The 19,238-nt window shown below is 68.9% G+C and carries 24 protein-coding genes and 1 tRNA gene; 12 read left to right on the top strand and 13 right to left on the bottom strand.

Annotated elements, in window-relative coordinates; genetic code table 11:
* The first annotated feature begins 121 nt into the window (after positions 1-121).
* From ACRRRO_RS09830 to ACRRRO_RS09810, 5 genes are read left to right on the top strand one after another with little or no spacing between them, the layout of a single operon-like run.
* Complete coding sequence (locus ACRRRO_RS09830; protein ID WP_424795258.1) at positions 122-766, top strand: ABC transporter permease; 645 nt, start codon at positions 122-124, stop codon at positions 764-766.
* Positions 763-1,959: an ABC transporter ATP-binding protein gene (locus tag ACRRRO_RS09825; RefSeq protein ID WP_424795259.1), complete on the top strand. Its 1,197-nt coding sequence runs from the start codon at positions 763-765 to the stop codon at positions 1,957-1,959. The genes ACRRRO_RS09830 and ACRRRO_RS09825 overlap by 4 nt, the downstream gene beginning before the upstream one ends.
* Entirely contained in the window at positions 1,956-2,123 is a 168-nt protein-coding gene (locus ACRRRO_RS09820; protein WP_434081457.1) for a hypothetical protein, read from the top strand. The genes ACRRRO_RS09825 and ACRRRO_RS09820 overlap by 4 nt, the downstream gene beginning before the upstream one ends.
* 59 nt (positions 2,124-2,182) lie before the next feature.
* Entirely contained in the window at positions 2,183-2,734 is a 552-nt protein-coding gene (locus ACRRRO_RS09815) for an ABC transporter permease (protein ID WP_434081456.1), read from the top strand.
* 60 nt (positions 2,735-2,794) lie between these two features.
* A complete protein-coding gene (locus tag ACRRRO_RS09810; protein WP_424795260.1) occupies positions 2,795-3,724 on the top strand; it encodes a glycine betaine ABC transporter substrate-binding protein in 930 nt (309 codons plus the stop codon).
* 92 nt (positions 3,725-3,816) lie between these two features.
* Here the strand turns inward: ACRRRO_RS09810 and ACRRRO_RS09805 are convergent, their stop codons facing one another.
* A complete protein-coding gene (locus ACRRRO_RS09805; RefSeq protein WP_424795261.1) occupies positions 3,817-5,337 on the bottom strand; it encodes an asparagine synthase-related protein in 1,521 nt (506 codons plus the stop codon).
* A gap of 163 nt (positions 5,338-5,500) precedes the next feature.
* Between ACRRRO_RS09805 and ACRRRO_RS09800 the strand changes: the two genes are divergently transcribed.
* Positions 5,501-6,079: a DUF488 family protein gene (locus tag ACRRRO_RS09800; protein ID WP_424795262.1), complete on the top strand. Its 579-nt coding sequence runs from the start codon at positions 5,501-5,503 to the stop codon at positions 6,077-6,079.
* A complete protein-coding gene (locus ACRRRO_RS09795) occupies positions 6,076-6,537 on the top strand; it encodes a VOC family protein (protein WP_424786807.1) in 462 nt (153 codons plus the stop codon). Before ACRRRO_RS09800 ends, ACRRRO_RS09795 begins: the two co-directional genes overlap by 4 nt.
* 52 nt (positions 6,538-6,589) lie before the next feature.
* Here ACRRRO_RS09795 and thpD read toward each other — a convergent pair whose 3' ends face one another.
* Entirely contained in the window at positions 6,590-7,489 is a 900-nt protein-coding gene (gene thpD / locus ACRRRO_RS09790) for an ectoine hydroxylase (RefSeq protein ID WP_424795263.1), read from the bottom strand.
* A 358-nt stretch (positions 7,490-7,847) separates the two neighbouring features.
* On the opposite strand from thpD, the gene ACRRRO_RS09785 reads away from it, so the two are divergent.
* From ACRRRO_RS09785 to ACRRRO_RS09770, 4 genes are all read left to right on the top strand, one after another.
* Complete coding sequence (locus tag ACRRRO_RS09785; protein ID WP_424795264.1) at positions 7,848-8,015, top strand: hypothetical protein; 168 nt, start codon at positions 7,848-7,850, stop codon at positions 8,013-8,015.
* 119 nt (positions 8,016-8,134) lie between these two features.
* Positions 8,135-8,491: a WhiB family transcriptional regulator gene (locus ACRRRO_RS09780; RefSeq protein ID WP_424795265.1), complete on the top strand. Its 357-nt coding sequence runs from the start codon at positions 8,135-8,137 to the stop codon at positions 8,489-8,491.
* A 40-nt stretch (positions 8,492-8,531) separates the two neighbouring features.
* Complete coding sequence (locus ACRRRO_RS09775; protein WP_424795266.1) at positions 8,532-8,747, top strand: hypothetical protein; 216 nt, start codon at positions 8,532-8,534, stop codon at positions 8,745-8,747.
* 219 nt (positions 8,748-8,966) lie between these two features.
* On the top strand, positions 8,967-9,275 hold the full coding sequence (locus tag ACRRRO_RS09770) for a hypothetical protein (RefSeq protein WP_424795267.1): 309 nt from the start codon (positions 8,967-8,969) through the stop codon (positions 9,273-9,275).
* A 52-nt stretch (positions 9,276-9,327) separates the two neighbouring features.
* On the opposite strand, the gene ACRRRO_RS09765 is transcribed toward ACRRRO_RS09770, so the two are convergent.
* From ACRRRO_RS09765 to ACRRRO_RS09725, 9 genes are all read right to left on the bottom strand, one after another.
* A complete protein-coding gene (locus tag ACRRRO_RS09765; RefSeq protein WP_424795268.1) occupies positions 9,328-9,960 on the bottom strand; it encodes a prepilin peptidase in 633 nt (210 codons plus the stop codon).
* A gap of 3 nt (positions 9,961-9,963) precedes the next feature.
* Complete coding sequence (locus ACRRRO_RS09760; RefSeq protein WP_434081455.1) at positions 9,964-10,851, bottom strand: type II secretion system F family protein; 888 nt, start codon at positions 10,849-10,851, stop codon at positions 9,964-9,966.
* Between the two features lie 13 nt (positions 10,852-10,864).
* A complete protein-coding gene (locus ACRRRO_RS09755) occupies positions 10,865-11,821 on the bottom strand; it encodes a type II secretion system F family protein (RefSeq protein ID WP_424795270.1) in 957 nt (318 codons plus the stop codon).
* Positions 11,818-13,341, bottom strand: a complete 1,524-nt coding sequence (locus ACRRRO_RS09750) for an ATPase, T2SS/T4P/T4SS family (protein ID WP_424795271.1) — start codon at positions 13,339-13,341, stop codon at positions 11,818-11,820. Before ACRRRO_RS09750 ends, ACRRRO_RS09755 begins: the two co-directional genes overlap by 4 nt.
* Positions 13,338-14,543, bottom strand: coding sequence for an AAA family ATPase (locus ACRRRO_RS09745; protein WP_424795272.1), 1,206 nt, complete (start codon positions 14,541-14,543; stop codon positions 13,338-13,340). Before ACRRRO_RS09745 ends, ACRRRO_RS09750 begins: the two co-directional genes overlap by 4 nt.
* A complete protein-coding gene (gene cpaB / locus ACRRRO_RS09740) occupies positions 14,540-15,244 on the bottom strand; it encodes a Flp pilus assembly protein CpaB (protein ID WP_424795273.1) in 705 nt (234 codons plus the stop codon). The genes ACRRRO_RS09745 and cpaB overlap by 4 nt, the downstream gene beginning before the upstream one ends.
* Positions 15,245-15,253: 9 nt before the next feature.
* Positions 15,254-16,225 (bottom strand): TadE/TadG family type IV pilus assembly protein, encoded by a 972-nt coding sequence (locus tag ACRRRO_RS09735; RefSeq protein WP_424795274.1) that lies wholly within the window; start codon positions 16,223-16,225, stop codon positions 15,254-15,256.
* On the bottom strand, positions 16,213-16,611 hold the full coding sequence (locus ACRRRO_RS09730; protein ID WP_424795275.1) for a TadE family protein: 399 nt from the start codon (positions 16,609-16,611) through the stop codon (positions 16,213-16,215). The genes ACRRRO_RS09735 and ACRRRO_RS09730 overlap by 13 nt, the downstream gene beginning before the upstream one ends.
* Before the next feature lie 120 nt (positions 16,612-16,731).
* Positions 16,732-16,947, bottom strand: coding sequence for a Flp family type IVb pilin (locus tag ACRRRO_RS09725; protein ID WP_424795276.1), 216 nt, complete (start codon positions 16,945-16,947; stop codon positions 16,732-16,734).
* Positions 16,948-17,322: 375 nt separating this feature from the next.
* Between ACRRRO_RS09725 and ACRRRO_RS09720 the strand changes: the two genes are divergently transcribed.
* Complete coding sequence (locus tag ACRRRO_RS09720; RefSeq protein ID WP_424795277.1) at positions 17,323-18,060, top strand: TetR/AcrR family transcriptional regulator; 738 nt, start codon at positions 17,323-17,325, stop codon at positions 18,058-18,060.
* A 94-nt stretch (positions 18,061-18,154) separates the two neighbouring features.
* On the opposite strand, the gene ACRRRO_RS09715 is transcribed toward ACRRRO_RS09720, so the two are convergent.
* Complete coding sequence (locus ACRRRO_RS09715) at positions 18,155-18,817, bottom strand: helix-turn-helix transcriptional regulator (RefSeq protein WP_424795278.1); 663 nt, start codon at positions 18,815-18,817, stop codon at positions 18,155-18,157.
* 263 nt (positions 18,818-19,080) lie between these two features.
* Positions 19,081-19,166, bottom strand: a tRNA-Ser gene (locus ACRRRO_RS09710).
* Between the last annotated feature and the right edge of the window lie 72 nt (positions 19,167-19,238).

Here is a 19,238-nt window from a genome sequence, read left to right as displayed (position 1 = left end):
TCCTCAGTAGACTGGGAAGCCCGGACCGGGGATCCATGACACGAACCGACGACGCCGTCAGCACGAAACCATCAAGGAGCCATAGCCCGCACCGGGACCCTGCGAGGGAAGGAGCACAACGGTGAACTTCTTCGAGTTCCTCGCCAACCGCAGCAGCGACTTCATCGAACTCGGGATCGAACACGCCGCCGTCGTCGGCGCGTCCGTCGTGATGGCGACCATCATCGGCATCAGCGTCGGCATCCTCACCTACAAGAGCGAACGCTCCCGTGAACTGGTGCTGGCCACCGCCGGGGTCATCCTGACCATTCCCTCCTTCGCCCTGTTCGTGCTGTTGCTCGGTCCGCTCGGGCTGGGTTGGCAGCCGGTGCTGGTGGCGCTCACGGGATACGGCCTGCTGCCGATCCTGAGGAACACGATCACCGGGTTGCGCGGCGTCGACCCCGCCGTCATCGAGTCGGCCAAGGGCATGGGCATGAACCGGCGCCAGCAGTTGCTCAAGATCGAGTTGCCGCTCGCCTGGCCGGTCATCATCACCGGCATCCGGGTCACCACCCTGGTGCTGCTCGGGATCGCCGCCATCGGCGCCATCGTCAACGGCCCCGGCTATGGCGACTTCATCTTCGAGGGTCTGCGCAGGGTCGGGACCCCGGTGGCGGTGAACCTGGTCCTGGCCGGCATCGTCGGCGTGATGGTCCTTGCCGTGTTGTTCGACCTGGTGTTCTACTCCGCTCGCCGCCTGACCACCTCCAAGGGGATCCGATGACGACTTCCGAACCGACCGCCAGTGCCGACCGCGAGGTGATGATCCGCCTGGAGGGTCTGACCAAGCGCTACCCGGGCCAGTCCCAGAACGCCGTGGATGCGCTGGACCTGGAGATCTACCGGGGTGAGATCGTCGTGCTGGTCGGACCGTCCGGGTGCGGCAAGACCACCACGATGAAGATGATCAACCGCATCATCGAGCCCACCGACGGGCGCATCATCATGGCCGGGGAGGACGTCACCAAGGGCAACCCGGATGAGTTGCGGCGCAAGATCGGCTACGTGATCCAGCAGGTCGGGTTGTTCCCGCACATGACCATCGGGGAGAACATCGCCACCGTCCCGCACCTGCTGGGCTGGGACAACCCCCGCACGGCCGAGCGGGTGGACGAACTGCTGAACCTGGTCAACATGCCGGCCGAGACCTACCGCGACCGGTACCCCAAGGAACTCTCCGGCGGCCAGCAGCAACGGGTGGGGGTGGCCCGCGCACTCGGCGGTGACCCCGCGGTGCTGCTCATGGATGAACCGTTCGGCGCGATCGACCCGATCACCCGGGACCGGCTGCAGAACGAGTTCCTGCGCCTGCAGGCCGAGGTGCGCAAGACCATCGTCTTCGTCACCCACGACATCGACGAGGCGATCAAGATGGGCGACCGGATCGCGATCCTGCGGGAGGGCTCGCACGTGGCCCAGTACGACACCCCCGAGCAGATCCTCACCGCCCCGGCCGACGACTTCGTCTCGGAGTTCATCGGCCGCGGCGCCTCGCTGAAGCGGCTGAATCTGTCCAGGGTCGCCGACATCGAGTTGCGGCCATGGCCCACGGTGAGCCTCGACACCCCGCCGGCCGAGGCGTTGCAGACCCTGCGAGGCGTAGCGGAAGCCTCACTGCTCGTGCTGGACGAGGCCGGCCGGCCCCGGCGCTGGGTCAATGCCGAGGACCTCAGTCGCGCCGACGGGCGCCGGCTGGACCAGGTCGGGCTGGCTCCGCGGGCGGTCGTGGAGCCCCGCGCCACCCTCAGCGACGCCCTCAACGAACTCATCACCGCTCGTTACGCCATCACGCTGGTCGTCGACGACACCGGCGCCTACCAGGGCGTGGTGGACATCGATCAGATCAACGAGGCGATCCGCACGATGCGTGCCTCGGCGGTCGACCAATCACGGGCCGGGCTGCAGGAGCAGACATGAGCGTGGCACCTGCGGCACAGGCCAGATCCAGCACCGGGACGGCGGCGGGTGGGCGCAGCCTCGGCAGCTACCTGCTCATGCCGCTGCTGCTGGCGGGGGTGCTCCTGGCGCTGTACCTGTACGTGTCGAACCAGGAACTGGATTCGATCGAGGCCGCACCCTGACCTTCCCGAGAATCCTCGATGCCGCCCGCGACCACGTCCTGCTCACCGCGGCCTCCACCGTGATCACGTTGCTGATCGCCATCCCGCTGGGGATCATGCTCACCCGCCCCTTCGCCCGCCGGATCAGGGCGTACGTGATCGGCGTACTCACTGTGCTGCAGGCGGTTCCCACGATCGCGGTCCTGGTGCTGCTGGCCGTGGTGTTCCTGATCCTGGGGTTCTGGATAGCGATCATCGGGCTGGTGCTGTACGCCATCGTCCCGGTGCTGCTGAACACCATGGTCGGGATCGAACAGGTCGACGACAACGTCCTGGAAGCCGGCCGCGGCATGGGGATGTCCAAAGCCACCGTGCTGCGCAAGATCGAACTCCCCCTGTCCATCCCGGTGATGCTGGCCGGGATCCGCACCGCACTGGTGATCAACGTCGGCACCGCCACGCTGGCCACCTACATCAATGCCGGCGGTCTCGGCGACATCATCTCCGCGGGCCTGGCCACGAACCGGTTCACCATCCAACTGGTCGGTGCGGTCCTGACCTCGGTGCTGGCCCTGTTGATCGACTACCTGGCCGGGGTCGTCGAGGAGGTGCTCCGGCCACGAGGGCTGTAAGCCCGCCCCGGACCGCGGCGGTGACGCCCGGCAGAACCACCCACACAAGGAGACGAAACCATGATTCGGAAGCGAACCACCGCAACGATCGCGGGCGGGGCCACCGCGCTGCTCATGCTCGCCGCATGCAACGGTGACGGCAACGGCGGCGCCGGTGACGGCGAGTTGGAGGGGGCCACCATCATCGTCGGCTCCAAGGAGTTCACCGAGCAGCGCCTGCTCGGGCAGATGACCGCGGCGCTGCTGGAGGACGCCGGTGCCTCGGTCACCGACCAGACCGGCCTGGAGGGCACCGCCACCGTCCGCTCGGCCCTGGAGAACGGTGAGATCGACATCTACTGGGAGTACACCGGAACCGGCTGGGTGAACATCCTCGGCAACAGTCCCGACGACGTGCCCGAGGACCTGTGGACCGCTGTGTCCGAGGCCGACACGGAGAACGGGATCGCGTGGCTGGAGGCGGCGCCGTTCGAGAACACCTATCGGATCGCCGCCACGGAGGAGTTCGCCGCGGAGAACGGGCTGGCCACCAGCACCGACATGGCCGAGTTCGTCCAGGCCAACCCCGACCAGGGCCGGATCTGCGCCGCCGCGGAGTTCATCGCCCGTGACGACGGGCTCCCCGGTCTGGAGGAGACCTACGGGTTCGAGTACTCCGAGGTGGTCGAGATGGCCCTGGACCTCATCTACACCCAGGTGGGCGAGGGTTGTGAGTTCGGTGAGGTGTTCTCCACCGACGGGCGCATCGTCGCCAACGATCTGATGGTGCTGGAGGATGACCAGAGCTTCTTCGTCGAGTACGCCGGGGCCGTGACCCTGCGCCAGGAGACCCTGGATGAGTACCCCTACATCGGCGAGGTCATGGAAGCGGTCAGCGCCGAACTGACCAACGAGACCATGCTCGAACTCAACGCACGCATCGACGTCGACGGAGAGGGCGAGCGGAACGTCGCCGAGGACTGGCTGACGGAGAACGGCTTCCTCGACTGACACCGGCCGACTCAGGCCACCGCCCAAGCACGACGACGACGGGGCGTCCGGGGCAACGGGCGCCCCGTTCTCGTGTGGCCGGCCCGGCGATGCTACGCCTCGACGAACCGTCCGATCGTGCGGCCCACGTCGAATCCGGGCAGTGCCTCGGTGAACATCCGGTAGTAGGCCAGTTCCTCCCGGGTGCGCAACGGGGGGGTGAGCACGCCGGCGTTCGCGCGCAGATCCTCCTCGGTGACGGTGGCCTCATAGTGCTCGCGCAGCACGTCGTTCATCCCGGTGCCCTCACCGAACTGCTCCTTGCGGCGCCACAGCACCTCATCGGGCAGCCACCCGTCGAACGCCCGCCGCAGCATCCACTTGGCCGGCCGGTCCGGCCCGATCAGCTTCCACTCCGGGGGCAGCGCGAGAGCCAGCTCGACCACATCCAGGTCCAGGAAGGGCAGCCTCGGCTCGATCCCATGGGCGCCGGCCATCCGGTCCACCCGCTGCAGCCCCCCGATGTGCATCCCCTCGAGGGTCTCTATCAACTCCTCGTGCAGTTCCGCACCGGAGGTGTGCCGCCCGTAGTGGGCATACCCGGCGAACAACTCATCGGCACCCTCGCCGGCCAGCACCACCTTCACATGCTGCCCGGCCAGACCACAGACCAGGAAGTGGGGCACCGCGGAGTGCACCAGGGTGGGGTCGAAGGACTCCAGTTCGGCGATGATCCGCGGCACCAGTTCGATGGCGTCCACCGCGGTGTAGGTGAGTTCGTGGTGCTCGGTTCCGCAGTGTTGCGCCACCAGTCGCGCGGCGAGCAGGTCGGGACTGCCCTCGAGTCCGACGGCGAACGTCGGCAGGGTCCGCCCCTGCCGGCCGGCTAGGTGGGCGGCCACAGCCACCACGATGGAGGAGTCGACGCCGCCGGAGAGCAGCACCCCCACCGGCACGTGCGCGTCCAGGCCCTGCTGCACCGACCGGACGATCGTGTCTCGGAGCGCGTCGAACACCCAGGGCGGGGGCTCCTCGTGCGGCGCCCTGCTGTTCAGCAGCACCGGGGAGGCACCGGGGAAGGTCGGCCCGGCGATCAGCCCCTCCTCCGGGGTCCAGGAGTGCCCGGGCGGAAATGGTTCGACGTCGGCTCGCCAGTCGGGATCGAACGCGGTCAGTTCGGAGGCGAACAGCACCGTGTCCCCGCGACGTGCCCAGTACAACGGTGCGATACCGAGCACGTCCCGGGCCACCGTGAAGCGGCCGTCCGCTGCCGTGATGACCAGGGCGAACGTGCCCCACAACTGCTCGAAGGCGCGCCGGCCCTGGTCCTCGTACAGGTGCAGTGCCACCTCCAGATCGGACTGGGTGCGGAACCGGTCGCTGCCCAGCTGGTCACGCAGGCGCCGGTCGTTGTAGATCTTCCCGTCCCCCACCAGCCAGATCGCCTGCCGGGTTCCGGCCAGCGGCTGCGCGCCGGTGTCGGGGTCGGTGATCGACAAGTAGCGCGAGCCCACCCATCCCTCGCCCGCCCGGCGGAAGCCCACGCCGTCGGGCCCGCGGTGTGCCATTCGTTCCAGCATGCGCCTGCCCAGGTCGTCCTCGAAGGGCCCGTGGGCGGCAACGATCGCTGACATCTGCTCCTCGTTCCTCTCGGCGGTGCCGATGGTATGTCCCGGCAGCACTTCCATCATCGGATGCTGTCGGCGATGGGCAACTCGGCGCACGGCAGTCCGGCGCAGGAGCCTCGTGGGCCACGTCCACGCTGCACGCCGGCGAGGAGCGGCACACAATGGTGCGATGCCCCTGCTCACCGTTGGTCACGGCGCGCTGTCTCGCGCGGAACTTCGGGACCTGCTGATCGGCGCGGAGGTGGAATCCGTGGTGGATGTGCGGCGCTTTCCCGGTAGTCGGCGTAACCCCGATGTGGGCCGGGACGCGTTGGCGTCCTGGTTGCCCGAGGCCGGCATCGGCTACCGGTGGGAGGAGCATCTGGGCGGCCGCCGGCACCTGACCAGGGCCGCGCAGGCACGCTCACCCGACACGTGGTGGCAGGTGGCGGCCTTCCGCGCCTATGCCGGTTACACCCGCACCGAAGAGTTCCGTGCCGCGCTGACGCGGGTCGTTCAGGAGGCACGCGCCGCACGGGTGGCGGTGATGTGCTCGGAGTCGGTGTGGTGGCGCTGCCACCGCCGGATCATCGCGGACGTGACGGCGATGACGACGGGCGTCCCGGTCCTCCACCTGATGCACGACGGGGCCGTGCGAGCGCACCCGCCTTCCGAGGGTGCACGTGCGGGGGAGGATGGCCTCGTGTGGGACGTGCCCGGTAGCGTGGGCGCCCCCAGTCACGACGACGAGGATGGAGCACAGCGATGAGCGCCACGATTCAGGTCACCTTCGATGCCCGTGATCCACGAGCCCTCTCGATCTTCTGGCGCGACGTCCTGGGGTACACCCACCCCGCGCCACCGGGGGTGGACCTGCCGCCGGGAGGCGATCCACTGGCGGCCTGGGATCAGTTCCTGGAGGATTCGGGATTACCGAAGGAACTGCACAACAGTGCCTCGGCCCTGGAGGACCCCGATGGCTCGGGTCCGCGGATCTTCTTCCAGCGGGTGCCCGAGGACAAGGTCGCCAAGAACCGTGTGCATCTCGATGTGCGGACCGCCTCGGACCTTCGGGGCGAGGCACGCATGGAGGCACTGGAGTCAGAGTGCCGGCGCCTGGTGGCCCTCGGCGGCACTCGATTGGAGCGGCACGAGCCGGAGGAACCGACCAGTATCGGCTTCATCGTGATGGCCGACCCCGAGGGCAACGAGTTCTGCCTCGACTGAAGGGCCCCCGGCCCAGCGCGGCGAGACCGTCCCGCCGGGCCGGGGTGGATGCTCACGCCAACGGTGTGAAGTCCCGGCTGGCGATGTGCTCGGGCCGTGGCCGGCTCGCGCCGAATGGCTCGACCAGCGCGTTCTCCACGCTGTTGAACACCAGGAAGATGTTCGAGCGCGGGAAGGGCGTGATGTTGTTGCCCGATCCGTGCATGATGTTCGAATCGAACCACAGGGCCGAACCGGCCGGTCCGGTGAACTGCTCGATGCCGTAGCGGTGGGCCATGTCGGTGATGGCCCCGGTGCTGGGCACGCCGATCTTCTGCTCCTTCAGGGAGGACGCGTGGTTGTTCTCCGGCGTGGCACCCACGCTGGGGACGAACTCCCTGTGGGAGCCGGGCATGACCATCAGGCCGCCGTTGTAGGGGAAGTTGGGGGTGAGTGCGATCGAGCAACTCACCGCCCGCGGTGCCGGCATCCCGTCCTCGGCGTGCCACGTCTCGAAGTCGGAGTGCCAGTAGAAGCCGGCGCCCTTGAATCCGGGCATGTAGTTGACCCGGCTCTGGTGCAGGTAGACCTCCGATCCCAGGAGTTGCCGGGCGCGGTCAAGTAGCCGCGGGTCGCGGGACAACGCGTCGATCATCGGGCTGAGGCTGGTCACCTCGAAGATCGAACGCACCTCACCGGAGGCCTTCTCGGTCACCACGCGCTCATCGCCGGTGATCGACTGATCGCTCACCAGGCGGTCCAGCTCGGCGCGGTAGCCCTTGACCTCCTCGGCGGTGATGAAATCCTGCAAGATCGAGAAGCCACGCTCCTCGTGGGCTTGCAGGGCAGTGTCATCGAACGGGCCGCCCTCGGCCGACCCCCAGACTGTGGGGTGATTCCGCTGGACCGGCGCTCCGGCCTCGGTCAAGCGGGTTGGGTACAGGTCGTGGGCGCGTTGGGCCACGGCTGTCACGGATCTCTCCTCTCATCGGGTTCAGGGATCGAGCCCTGCCCCTGCAAGAAGCGTCCGGTCCGGTGGCACCGAACCGGTCGATACCTGAGGGAACTAGGACCCGTATTCGACCGTACGCCACATCGGCGGGTGGTGCGCGCAGACAGCCGTGACCGGCGCGCAGTGGCCGTGCCATAGCCCGGGTGCAGGAAAGAGGTTTCCGGGCGATACACCAGGCGAAACCGGGCCACGGAAGGACGAGAAGAACTTCTTCGAAAAAGACTTGGCTCGCCTGGGCCGGCGCTCTAGTCTCGATCTGTTCCTGATCCCCTGGACCGTTGCCTAGCCAGCACGACGCGGTTCCACGACGCTGAAGGAGGTGAGCACCCTGATGAACATCATGAAGATCATGACCGGTCTCGACACCGGCGCATGCATTGCCCGTACCGGCGCAGATCTGCGTCCTCGTGGCGACCGCGCCCCGGGTGCCGCCTATGGCGCATTCGGCACCGGCGTCACCACCAGCGGCTTCGCGGCCGGCAGCTAGCCACCAGCACTGCACTCATCCGCCGCGGAGCCCTCCCTTCAGGGTCCGCGGCCTTCCTGCTTGATGGCAGGAGGAACCCTCCGGGCTCGGTAGACATCACCACCGCTCAGGAGCATCTCGTGCAGTACACATCGATTCTCGACCAGCCGTCGGGGTCGTCGACCACCTGGCCGCTGGACGCGGGCCCGCTGGTTGCCGTGGTCCAGGTAGACCTGCCCTGTCAGGACGTGACCACCAGCGACCTGTGGTTCGCCGAACACACCCAGCAGATCGAGCAAGCCAAGGCTTTGTGCCAGGCGTGCCCCCTCAAGGCCGAGTGCCTCGATGGCGCGCTGGCACGTCGGGAGCCCTGGGGCGTCTGGGGCGGTGAGGTCCTCGTGGACGGGGCCATCGTGGCCCGCAAGCGTGGCCGCGGCCGACCCCGCAAGGACGATCCGAGCGCCACCTCCAATCACCGCACCACCTCCGCCGCGTGAGGTGTGCAGCGGAACCAAGCACTAGCAATGAGGAGTACCCATGGCTATCAGCCAGTTGCACCTGATCCCCCGTCGGGTCGCGTACTCGGCAGGGCATTCGCTCATTCACTGGGCGAGCGGTCCGGCCGCTGAGACCGACCGCGCCAGGACCATCGCGCGGGAGGCCGCGCACCGGCGGCACCGCGCCCGGCGCGACGTCGAACTGGAGCAGCAGCGGGCCCTGAACGTGAATTCCTTCGCGTGGCTGCGGCTCTGAGGGACGACCCCGGACGGGACAGCGCCCCGCACAACGCCTCGGGCCCCTGGTCAAGCAATCATGCTGATCGGGGGCCCGAAGTCGTTTCCAGGCGCGCCGTAGGTCGCGACGGATCCAGGACCCCGTCGCGACCTACGGCGCGGAGTTGACCCGATCGGTATAGGTTTCGTGTGGAGCAGCGGGAGCGGTGGCACGTTGGTCGAATGACGGTCACCCTGCGTGAAGGTGGTGGAGGTCTGGACCATGCCGAACGATTCGGCGGTAGCTCCCGGGCCACGCAATGGCATCGGCCGGTTCGCCCTGCAGCTGGGTGTGGTTGCCGTCGTCACCGCCTTGATCCCGGTCGCGGGGGATTTCATCGCCGCGCCGGCCGCCCTCACCTCGCTGGTGTTGGGGACCGTGGGATATCTGCGCGTCGAGAAGGGGGCGGGGACCAACCCCATCCAGGCGATCGCCGGCGCGATCCTGGGTTTGTCGGCCGGCCTCCTCATCTTCATCACCTACGTCATCACCGCGGCCGCACCTTGATCGGTCGCACCAGGAAAGGACTCGGACCCCAGTCGCAGTTCGGTCGGCCGTCTCAACCGGCCAGGAGCACCGCGGCGACCGCCCCGGCCATCATGGCCGGCCCGAACGGGATCTGCGAACGTCGCGACCCCCGCCGGCTGACCAGCACCACGGTCGCCACGAGAGCGTTGATGAGGAACGCCAGCAGCGTGCCCGCGCCGACCTGCCACCACCCGAACCAGCCCAGGAAGGCACCGATCACCGCAGCGAACTTCACATCCCCCAACCCCAGCCCCGAGGGCGCGATGAAGGCCAGCACGAAGTACCCGGCCACCAGGGCCAGGGCGCCCAGGCCGGCTCGCCCCAGATCGGCCCACGCACCGCTGATCCCCGCTTCCAGGACCAGGGGCAGCACCAGGCCGAGCAGGGTCGCCCCCACAACCCGGTCCGGCAGCCGGCGCACCGCCAGGTCGATGACGGACAGCAGCGCACAGCCCACCGCCGCCGCTGCGAACCCCACCAGTTCGGCCCACCCATCGGCAAGCAGTGCGGCCCCCGCTCCCCCGGCGGCGGCCAACGGGACGTGTGCCCGGGAGCGCAACCACCCGGACTCCCTGGGTGTCACCGCCGCGACCTGGCTGGTGAGCAGCCACGCCACCGCTGCAGCCACGACGGCGGTCAGGCCCGCCAGCATCGGTCCTGTCATGCCTCACATACCGCTGAAAGCCGCGACCATGCTCATCACCGCCGGCCCCATCACCACGATGAACAGCACCGGCAGGATGCACAGCATCAGCGGAGCGAGCACCTTCACCGGGAGCTTCTGGGCCTTCTCCTCGGCCCGCTGGCGTCGCTTCAGCCGCATCTCGTCGGCTTGGGTGCGCAACACGTCGGCGATCGAGATTCCATAGGCGTCGGCCTGGACGACGGCACGGACGAACCGGCGCAGGTCCACCACGGTGGTGCGGGTGGTCAGCGCCTCGAAGGCCTGCCGCCGCGAACGGCCCACCTGGATGTCCTGCAGCGTCCGGGCGAGTTCGGCGGCAAGTGGTCCGTTACCGTTCTGGGCGGCACGGGCCATCGCCGAGTCGAACCCGAGACCGGCTTCCACCGCGATCGTCATCTGGTCGAGGGTATCGGCCAGTTCCAGTTGGATCTTCTCGTTGCGTTTCTGGCCCTGGCTGTTCAGCAGCAACTCGGGCAGGAAGTAGACCACCACGGTCGCGAACACCCACATCAGCCCGAAGAACGGGGGTGCATCGGCCAAGAGGATCAGGACACTGAGTGCCGTGCCCAGCGGCACCCAGAGCAACTTCAACGTGAGCAGCCTGTCCATCGGCCAGGCCGGGGGGCGGCCACCCAGGGCGTGCTGTCGCTCCAGCACATCGGCGATCAGCCCCGGGGTGAGCCGGCGCGCGAGTCTAGGGAGCACGCCGTCGCTGCGCTCGTCTGCCTCCGGGTCCTCCGCGGGCTGCACGAGTGCGGCACCGGGCCGGTTCAGGTTGGCCTGCACCCGGCGGCGGTCGGGGTCCAGTGCGCTCCAGGCGGTCCAGGCGCCGATGGCCACGGCAAGGGCGGCGAGGACGGCTGCGATCATGATCGGGGCCATATCAGAACTCGATCTCCACGACCTTCTTCAGCCACAACCCGCCGACCGTCAGCATGATCGCCCCGACCGCCAGCAACCCGTAGCCGAGCAGGCTCTCGATGAACGGCGCCAGATACGCGGGGTTGGTCAGGAGCAGAAAGCCCCCCACCCCGAACGGCAGCACCATCAGCACCAGCGCGGACAACCGGCCCTCAGCGCTCAGGGTGGCCACCTGACGACGGATCTCATTGCGCTGGCGGATGGTGTCGGCCACCCCGTCGAGGACCTCGGCAAGGTTGCCTCCCACCTCCCGGTTGATGGCGATGGCCTGGGTGATCCAGGTGAAGTCATCGCTGGCCATCCGGGCGGCGGTCAACCCCAGCGCATCGCCCAGGTCCCGGCCGACCCGGGTCTCGTTGACCACCCGGGCGAACTCCTCCGAGGTGGGGCTGTCCGCCTCCCCGGCCACCGAGGCCAGCGCCTGCGGCAGGCTGTGCCCGGCCCGCAGGTTCGAGGCCATCAGCTGCAGCGAGTCATCGAGTTGGGCGGCGAACATCTTCTGCCGCTTGGCGATCCGCCTGCTCACACCGAGTTTGGCGCCGATGGGCGCCGCACCGGCGAGGAGGACGACGACGAGGGGGTGTGCTCCCAGCACGGCTCCTGCCGCGATGCCGACCAAGGATCCGACCAGGACGAGGAAGAAGAAGTCCTGTGGGCGCATCTTGATCGCGGCCAGTTCGAGCGGGGAGGCTCCCGCGGGGGTGCCCCGGCGGCGCATCACCCGATCCACCGTCGCCGTGGCCACCGCCGCGGCGCGCTGTAACGCGCTCGGTTCGGGTCCCCGGTCGGGTCGGCGCCGCTCCACCGGGATGCGCACGGGCCGGGGGCCGAGGAGCAGGTAGCCGGCGATACCGGCGGCGGCTGCGGTAGCGATCACGGCTGCGCTCAGCGCCGGGTCGGCAGCGAGGACCGCCATCATCGGGCGAACCCACCCTCGGGCTTGGCGAAGACTCGCGGTGACAGCGAGATGCCCTGTTCGGCGAGCTTGTCGGTGAACCGCGGCCGGATCCCGGTCGGGATCGGTTTACCGAGGAAGCGGCCGTTGGCATCCACCCCCGCGGAGTAGTCGAACGTGAAGACGTCCTGGAGCGTCACGGTCTGGCCCTCCATCCCGTGCACCTCGGTGACGCCCGTGATCCGCCGGGTGCCATCGCGCAGGCGGGTCAGCTGGATGAACAGGTCCACCGCGGAGGAGACCTGTTCCCGGATCGCGCGCAGCGGCAGGTCCATCCCGGCCATCAGCACCAGGGTCTCGAGCCGGGAGATCGCATCGCGAGGGGAGTTGGCGTGCACGGTGGACAAGGACCCGTCGTGCCCGGTGTTCATCGCCTGGAGCATGTCGAGGCTCTCCCCGCCGCGGACCTCACCGACCACGATGCGGTCGGGCCGCATCCGCAGTGAGTTGCGGACCAGGTCGCGGATCGTGACCTCGCCCTTGCCCTCGATGTTGGGTGGGCGGGCCTCCAGGCGGACCAGGTGCTCCTGTTGCAGTTGCAGTTCGACGGCGTCCTCGATGGTGACGATGCGTTCGCCGTCGGGGATGAAGGAGGACAGCACGTTCAGCAGGGTGGTCTTGCCGGTGCCGGTACCCCCGGAGATGATCACGTTCAGCCGGGCCTGCACGCAGGCTTGCAGCAGTTCGGCCATCTCCGGGGTGAGCGTGCCGAACCGGATCAGGTCCTGGACCTTGAACGGATCCTTGCTGAACTTGCGGATCGTCAGCGACGAGCCGTTGAAGGCCAGCGGCGGGATGACGGCGTTGACGCGCGAACCGTCGGGAAGGCGGGCGTCGACCATCGGTGCGGACTCGTCGATCCGTCGTCCCACCCTCGAGACGATCCGTTCGATCACGCGCCGCAGGTGCTGCTCGGACGCGAACCGACCGTTCGCTCGCTGCAGCCGCCCGCTCTTCTCGGTGTAGATCATGTCCGGGCCGTTGACCATCACCTCGGTGACCTCGGGATCATCGAGAAGACGCTGCAGCGGGCCGTAGCCGAGCACGTCGTCCTGGACCTCGGTGGTCAGCCGCGCGCGTTCCGTGCCGGACAGCGGGATGGCGGATTCCTCGATGACCTCATGCAGTTCAGCGCGCACCAGGGCGTGCAGCTGGCTCTCGTCGAGGGAGGGGTCGTTCAGCCGGGCACCGATCCGCTTGAACAGGGTGTCCGCCGCCCGGTCCTTGAGGCGTCGGACCGCGTCGTCGGCGGGTCCGGTCCCGGCCGGCGCGATGGCCGCCGTCCGCTTCGGGTTCGACCGTGACGTGGCGGCACCGCTGGTCCCCCCCGGCGCCGGGGGAGCCGCGACCGTTGCCGATACGGGTGCGCTCTCCCCGGCCGGTGCCGGTGTGTCGTTCACGGCAGTGGCCGGCTCCGCCGGTGCGACGTCCGGCCCGGTCGCGGGGTGGCCCTGGGCGGCGCGCAGTCGTTCGGACAGTCTCATCGGACACCTCTGCGTGCGCCCCGGTGCTTGCCCCGCCCGTCCAGCGTGATGCCGTCGGGCAGGAGGCTGTCCACCACCGGCGTCAGCGCCTTGACCAGGGGGTCACGGATCCGGGACTGCATCAGCGGTACACCGAGGTTGAGAGAGGCCGGGGCTGCCTTCGAGGTGGGTAACGACGTGCCCACCGGCACCCCGAGGGTGGCCTCGACGTCAGCGGCGGACATCCCGTGCCCGGCGTCGGCGAAATTGACCAGGACGCGATGGCCCTGGGAGAGCATCCGCAACTGGAACAGCGTGTCGATCACCTTCCGCATCCCGCGGGCCGAGGGCACGCTCAGGGCGGTGAGCAACAGCGGGTCGGTGGTCTGCTCCAGCGCTGCGAGGGTGTAGTCGGACAGGCCCGGGGAGGTGTCCACCACCACGTGGGCGAACTCGGTGGCCAGCATCTGCAGCAACTGGCTGATCTGGGCGCTGGTGACGGCGTCGGCGGCGGCCGGGTGTTCCGGTGCCGGGAGCACGTACAGTCCGGTGTCGGCGTGCAGGGTCAGGTACGTCTTCAGTGCGATGGTGTCGCCGTTGGCGACGCTGGGCAGCGCATCGGGAAGGGCGTAGTCCGGGGTCAGGCTCAACGCGGTGGCCACGTCCCCGAACTGCAGGTCCAGGTCCACCAGCACCGTCGAGTGCGGCATCGTGCGCGCCAGCGCGACAGCGAGGTTGGTCGCGACCGTGGTCTTGCCCACCCCGCCCTTGGAGGAGACGACTGTGACGAGGCGGGCCTTGCGGCCGGCCGCGCCCTCCCCCGGCTGGGCGCTCACCGCGCTGGTCGAGAGCCGGTTCGCGGTGGTCACCGCGGCGTCCAGGGCGTGCCGGATCTCGGTGGCGTCGGCCGTGGTCGGGATGATGTCGCGCACCCCGGCACGCATCGCGCGCAGCCCGACCTCGTCTGACCGGTCACTGGCCAGCAGTACCACGGTCCCTGGGCGCTGCACGGTGAACCGGTCCGCGAGGGTGAGCGCGGCGTCCGGATCGGCCGTGGAGTCCAGCACGAGCACCTCCGGGTACCCGGCGCCATTGACGTGGGTGAGTAACGAAGCGGGATCGGTGGTGAATGGTCCGGGCATGGACAGGTAGGCGCCGCCGGTGGCCTCGGCGAAGGTGTGCTCGAAGTCGGGGCCGGCACCTGCGAGTGCGACGTAGGTCATGGCAGCAGGTCCTCTCTGTCCACCACTCGGGTGTCGCTCTCGGGTGCATCCCCCGGCTCCAGGGAGAGCCAGATGCCTCGGAACTCGGCGGCGTTGACCAGGATCTCGGCATCCGGTGCGGAGACCGCGAAGGTGACCATGAGCGAACTGGACGCTTCCTGGGTCTGCTCCTCGCCGTCGTCGCTCTCGTTGATCGTGGCCCCGCCGTGGACGCGGGTGACGAGCACCTTGTGCAACCTGAGGTGCGTCTCGTCCTCGTCGCTGATGAAGATGCCCACGGTGTCGCCGGCCACCAGGTGCCCGCCGATGACCCGGTTGGCGGGCAGTTGCACGCTGACCTGGTGGAACCCCTCGGGAACCTGGAACGCCTCCGGCTCCTCCTCCGGCGGGGCGAACCGGGCGGCCAGGAGTTGTTCCCCGGCTTGCAGTGCCGCGGTGGTGACCTGCCCGGCGACCTCATCCAGGTCCTGCACCCCGCCGGGAACGACGGCGGCGGTGGGCACCTCGGCCACGGTCAGGTACTCGGCCAGGTCCTCCGACGGGGTGCCTTCCGGCACCGGCTCACTCACGACGAACACTGACGTCGGTGACATACCGGCCATGGCCCGTTCATCGGCACCGGAGACGTAGTTGATCACGACGGCGGCGGCGCCGGCGGCGAGCACGAGGGCCACGACGGCGGCGATGGGTCGACGGGACATGATGGTGCCTTACTCGGTCAGGGCCACGACGGCGACACCGAACCGGGGGCCGTCGGGGCTGTAGTCGAAGTCGTCGCTCAGGTCGACGAAGCGGCCGAAGGTGCCGCGGATACAGTTGTCGCCCCCGGTGCACTGTGACGCGTTGTGAGACATGCCGGGGAAGCGGTACCCGGTGAGGGTGAAGGCGGCGTAGCCGATGATGCGGTACTGGGCACCGCTGCCGTTGTCCCTGGCGTCGTCGAACAGGGGCACCAGCACGGGTTCGCCGAGCCAGTCCTGGAAGGTCGCCTGTTCACAGGGCGAGTTGTTGCCCGTGTCGGTTCTGACCCAGTCGCCGGTCGCGGTGGAGATGCTGCCGCACCCGCTGGTACCGGGACGCAGCCACCCGAAGCCGCCGGGCACCACGTTCCCGGAGTTGGGGGTGCAGTCGGTGTTGGAGGCCTTGGTGAACTGGATCGTCTGCTCCTGGGTGGCCTCGGGCAGGTCGATCCCGACCAGCTCACCGTCCTCGCGGATCTCGGTGCTGCCGGTCTGCACGGTGAGTTCGCACACGTAGATCGCCAGCGGCAGGATCGTCGAGCCGCCGGTGGGATAGCCCCAGCGGGCGCTGGCCCGCGCCTGCAGCGAAGTCTGGTCGATGCCGATGATGGGGGCGAACCAGTGCTCGCGGACGGCGTCGGTGCGGACCGTCACCCTTCCGGCGGCCGGGTCCAGCTCGGCCACGTCGCCGGTGGCTTCGCCGTCGTTCTTGTTCGCCGCGGCCATGGTCTGGGCGGTGGCGCCCGAGGGTTCGCAGTCGCCGCCGGCGCAGTCCTGGGCGATCGCGAGGGCGGCAGCGTCGGCGCCGGTCTGCAGTTGCTGGCGGTCGGTGTGCATGGCCGCCACGTCGATGGTGAGGGCGGCGAAAACGAGCAGGGGGACCATCAGCAGCGCCACGACGACCGTGGTGGCCCCGCGGTCGTCGTTCCTCAGCCGTTGCATCGCATGGTCCCCTTTCCGGTGAGGGTGATGGGTCCGCCGATGTCGCCGAACAGCAGAAGGTTCATCTGGTACCGAATGGTCACCGTGGCGGTGCGGCCCGAGCTCCCGGCGCCCTCGCAGGATGGATCGATCGTGATGTGGCTGGGATCCAGGGCGACAGAGGGTGACGCCGAGGCGATCGCGGCCGCCCGGGCGTTCGCCGGGGCGTCGCCCTGATCGAGCGCCACGATGCGGACCGCGTCCCGGGCGGCGCCGGACAGCGCCGACTGCACGTGGTAGGCCTGCCCGAAGGCCATGATCCCCAGCACGAGGGCGAACAGCAGCGGGACGACGAGCGCGAACTCGATCGCGGACGCACCGCGATCACGCGACTGTGCTCGTGGCACGTCGCCTCCTCCCCCGAGGTTATGGCCGGCCGTCGGATCAGGCCGGCTCAGATGTGGCGGTGCTGCCGGCGGCGCGTGTCAGCGCTCACCGGCAGCCCCAGCACCTTAGAGACGTCGGGTTCACTCGACCCCGACAGTTGTCAACCGGTCGGCGATTGCGCTGAAGAGACGGTCTAGTTCCCCACCAAGAAGTAGGACAGCTCCGATGATGACGACGGCGATGAGGCCGACGAGCAGGCCGTACTCCACGGCGGTGGCGCCCCGGTCCTTACGGTCGGTGAAGCGGTCGCCCACGACGGCGACCATGGTTGCAACGTATGCAGCGAGTTGGCTCATGAAACTTTCCCTTTTCTAGCATCTTTGGCCGCTCTGGCCTTGGTCAAGCCCCCGGTACCTGCTGGAAGCGGGTGCCGATAGTCACTCTCACAGATAGTTGCTGACTACGCACGTCTACGTGTCCAGTAATTTTCGTGAGATGGCGCACATCCTTCTGTCCGCTATGCTTGCCACGTTCTCGCGCCCAATTCGGCAGTTTGTGAGCCGAGACACAATGCCTAGGACTTAGGTCCTATCCTGCGCAGCGGCGTCGTCAGGTAAGATTGCGCTCCACGCATAACGACGTGGTGCGCATACATCCGGGCAGGCGTTTGAGTGCCGGGCGATCTGGGTTACCATGACGTTCACACCGGGGGCGTTCATGGGAGGGGCACGATGGAAGAAGAGTTGAGTCTGCGCGAGATCAAGAAGCGCATGACGCGCGAGGCGATCGCTGCGGCCGCGCTGAAGTTGACGGTGGAGAAGGGGCTCGCCAACGTGACCCTCGACGAGATCGCCCGGGAGGCCTTCGTCTCGCCCCGGACGGTCTCCAACTACTTCTCCTCCAAGGAGGAGGCGGTCCTGGCCGCCGGCAACCACGGCCTGAGCGAACTGATCGAGGAGCTCGACAGCGAGGACTCCCAGACCCCTCCGCTGGCGGCGTTGTGGGACATCGTCAGCGCCTACGCCCGACAGCACCCGGAGAACCTGCAGAAGGCAGCCCAGACGGCGGATCTCGAGCGGGACAACCCCTCGCTCCGGCCCTTCCGGGTGGCCGAGCAGGCCGAGTTGGAGGACGTGCTTCGGTCAAGGATCGCCGCCCGCACCGGGACCGACCCGACCACGGACCTCTATCCGTGGCTGGTCTCATCCGCTGCCGGCGCCGCCCTCTCGGCCTCCCTGGCGATCTGGTCGCGCCGAGGGTTCCCCGACGGAGAGCTCCCACGCCTCCTCGATGAGGCGTTCGCGATCGTCACCACCGGCTACCCGGCCGTCGCGGTCGCCGAACCGCACGCAGCGGCAGATGGCGCCACGTCCGCCTCCGGCGGGCCGACCGACCACAGCACGGGCATCGAGGACTCCACACCGATCGAGAACGGCACACCGACCACGGTCGGCAGTCCTGCGCACTAGGCCGGCAGCACGACCGACCGCCGGCGTCCGCACTCCCGTCACCCTGTGCCGGCATCTCGATCGATGTCGACGCCCGCGGCGGTGGCTGTTCGGCTCAGCCGCGCACCCGGACGCAACAGAATCCGGGTCGGGGTGCGAGTTCGGGGGTGAGGTGGGCACCGAGCCCGTCGACCACTCCGCCGATCAGGTCGAGGTTCATCCCGCAGACCAGTTCGGCGTGCTGGGTGGCGAGGCGGTCGAAGGGGCAGTTGGCCAGGCAGATCTCACGCGTGGACGCGCGCGGCTCGTAGCCGTGCCGGGCGAGGACGCGCGATGTCCGCTCGAGGTCGTCACCGCCCGTGGCGACCTCACCGGCCATCTGCCGCCCGGTCTCCCGGGCCACCTCACGCACCGCCTCCGCCACCGGCGTCCCGTCGCGCATCGACCGGTGCACCGCGGCGGCGAGGATCTCACCGGCGAGGTCATACCGCCGTGCGGGCAGCGAGACCGAGAACTCCCGGTCCGAGCGCCGGTAGAGCTTGGCCGGCCGTCCCGCACCCGGCCCGCTCCGCCCGGTCAGGCGGCGGTACTCGACGTCGAGCAAGCCCTCGTGCACCAGCCGGTCGAGGTGGAACTTCGCGATGTGCGCCGGAACCCCGACGCTGGCGGCGGCCTGCTCCCGCCCGACGGCATCGGGCTGGGCCGCCACATACAGGTACAGCGCTCGCCGCGTGGGCTCGGCGAGCGCACCCACCCGCAGGTACCACGGCCGGCGCACACCAGGCCCTCCTCCTACTCCGCGCAGGCTTCATCGCACTGCGGGACCTCGGGCTCCTGCTCGGCGCACTCGCCCTGGCCAGGTTGGCCTCCCCGACCGGCGACCGGCGACCGGACACCTGCGATAGGGGTCGCAGCGAACGAGCCGAGGTCCGTCGTCGTCCTCGGTGGTGGGCCGGCGGTGCTCGAGGCCATCGAGTAACCGGGCGAGTCCCGGCTCCCAGACTTGCGTTTCCGCAGGTCCGGGAGCCGGCGCTCCGTCGGCGGTAGCGGTGGGATTTGAACCCACGGTGGCTATGAACCACACGGCATTTCGAGTGCCGCACCTTCGGCCGCTCGGACACGCTACCTCGGCGGTTCAGCGTACCCGGATCGGCGGGTGTGCCTCAAACCCGCGTGCTCAGTATCACGGCCCGCTCGTT

Source organism: Sanguibacter sp. Z1732 (genome assembly GCF_051020515.1).
GTDB lineage: Bacteria > Actinomycetota > Actinomycetes > Actinomycetales > Beutenbergiaceae > CALKWS01.
Note: the sequence above shows the minus strand (reverse complement) of the source record. Positions and strands in the feature narration are given on the sequence as shown.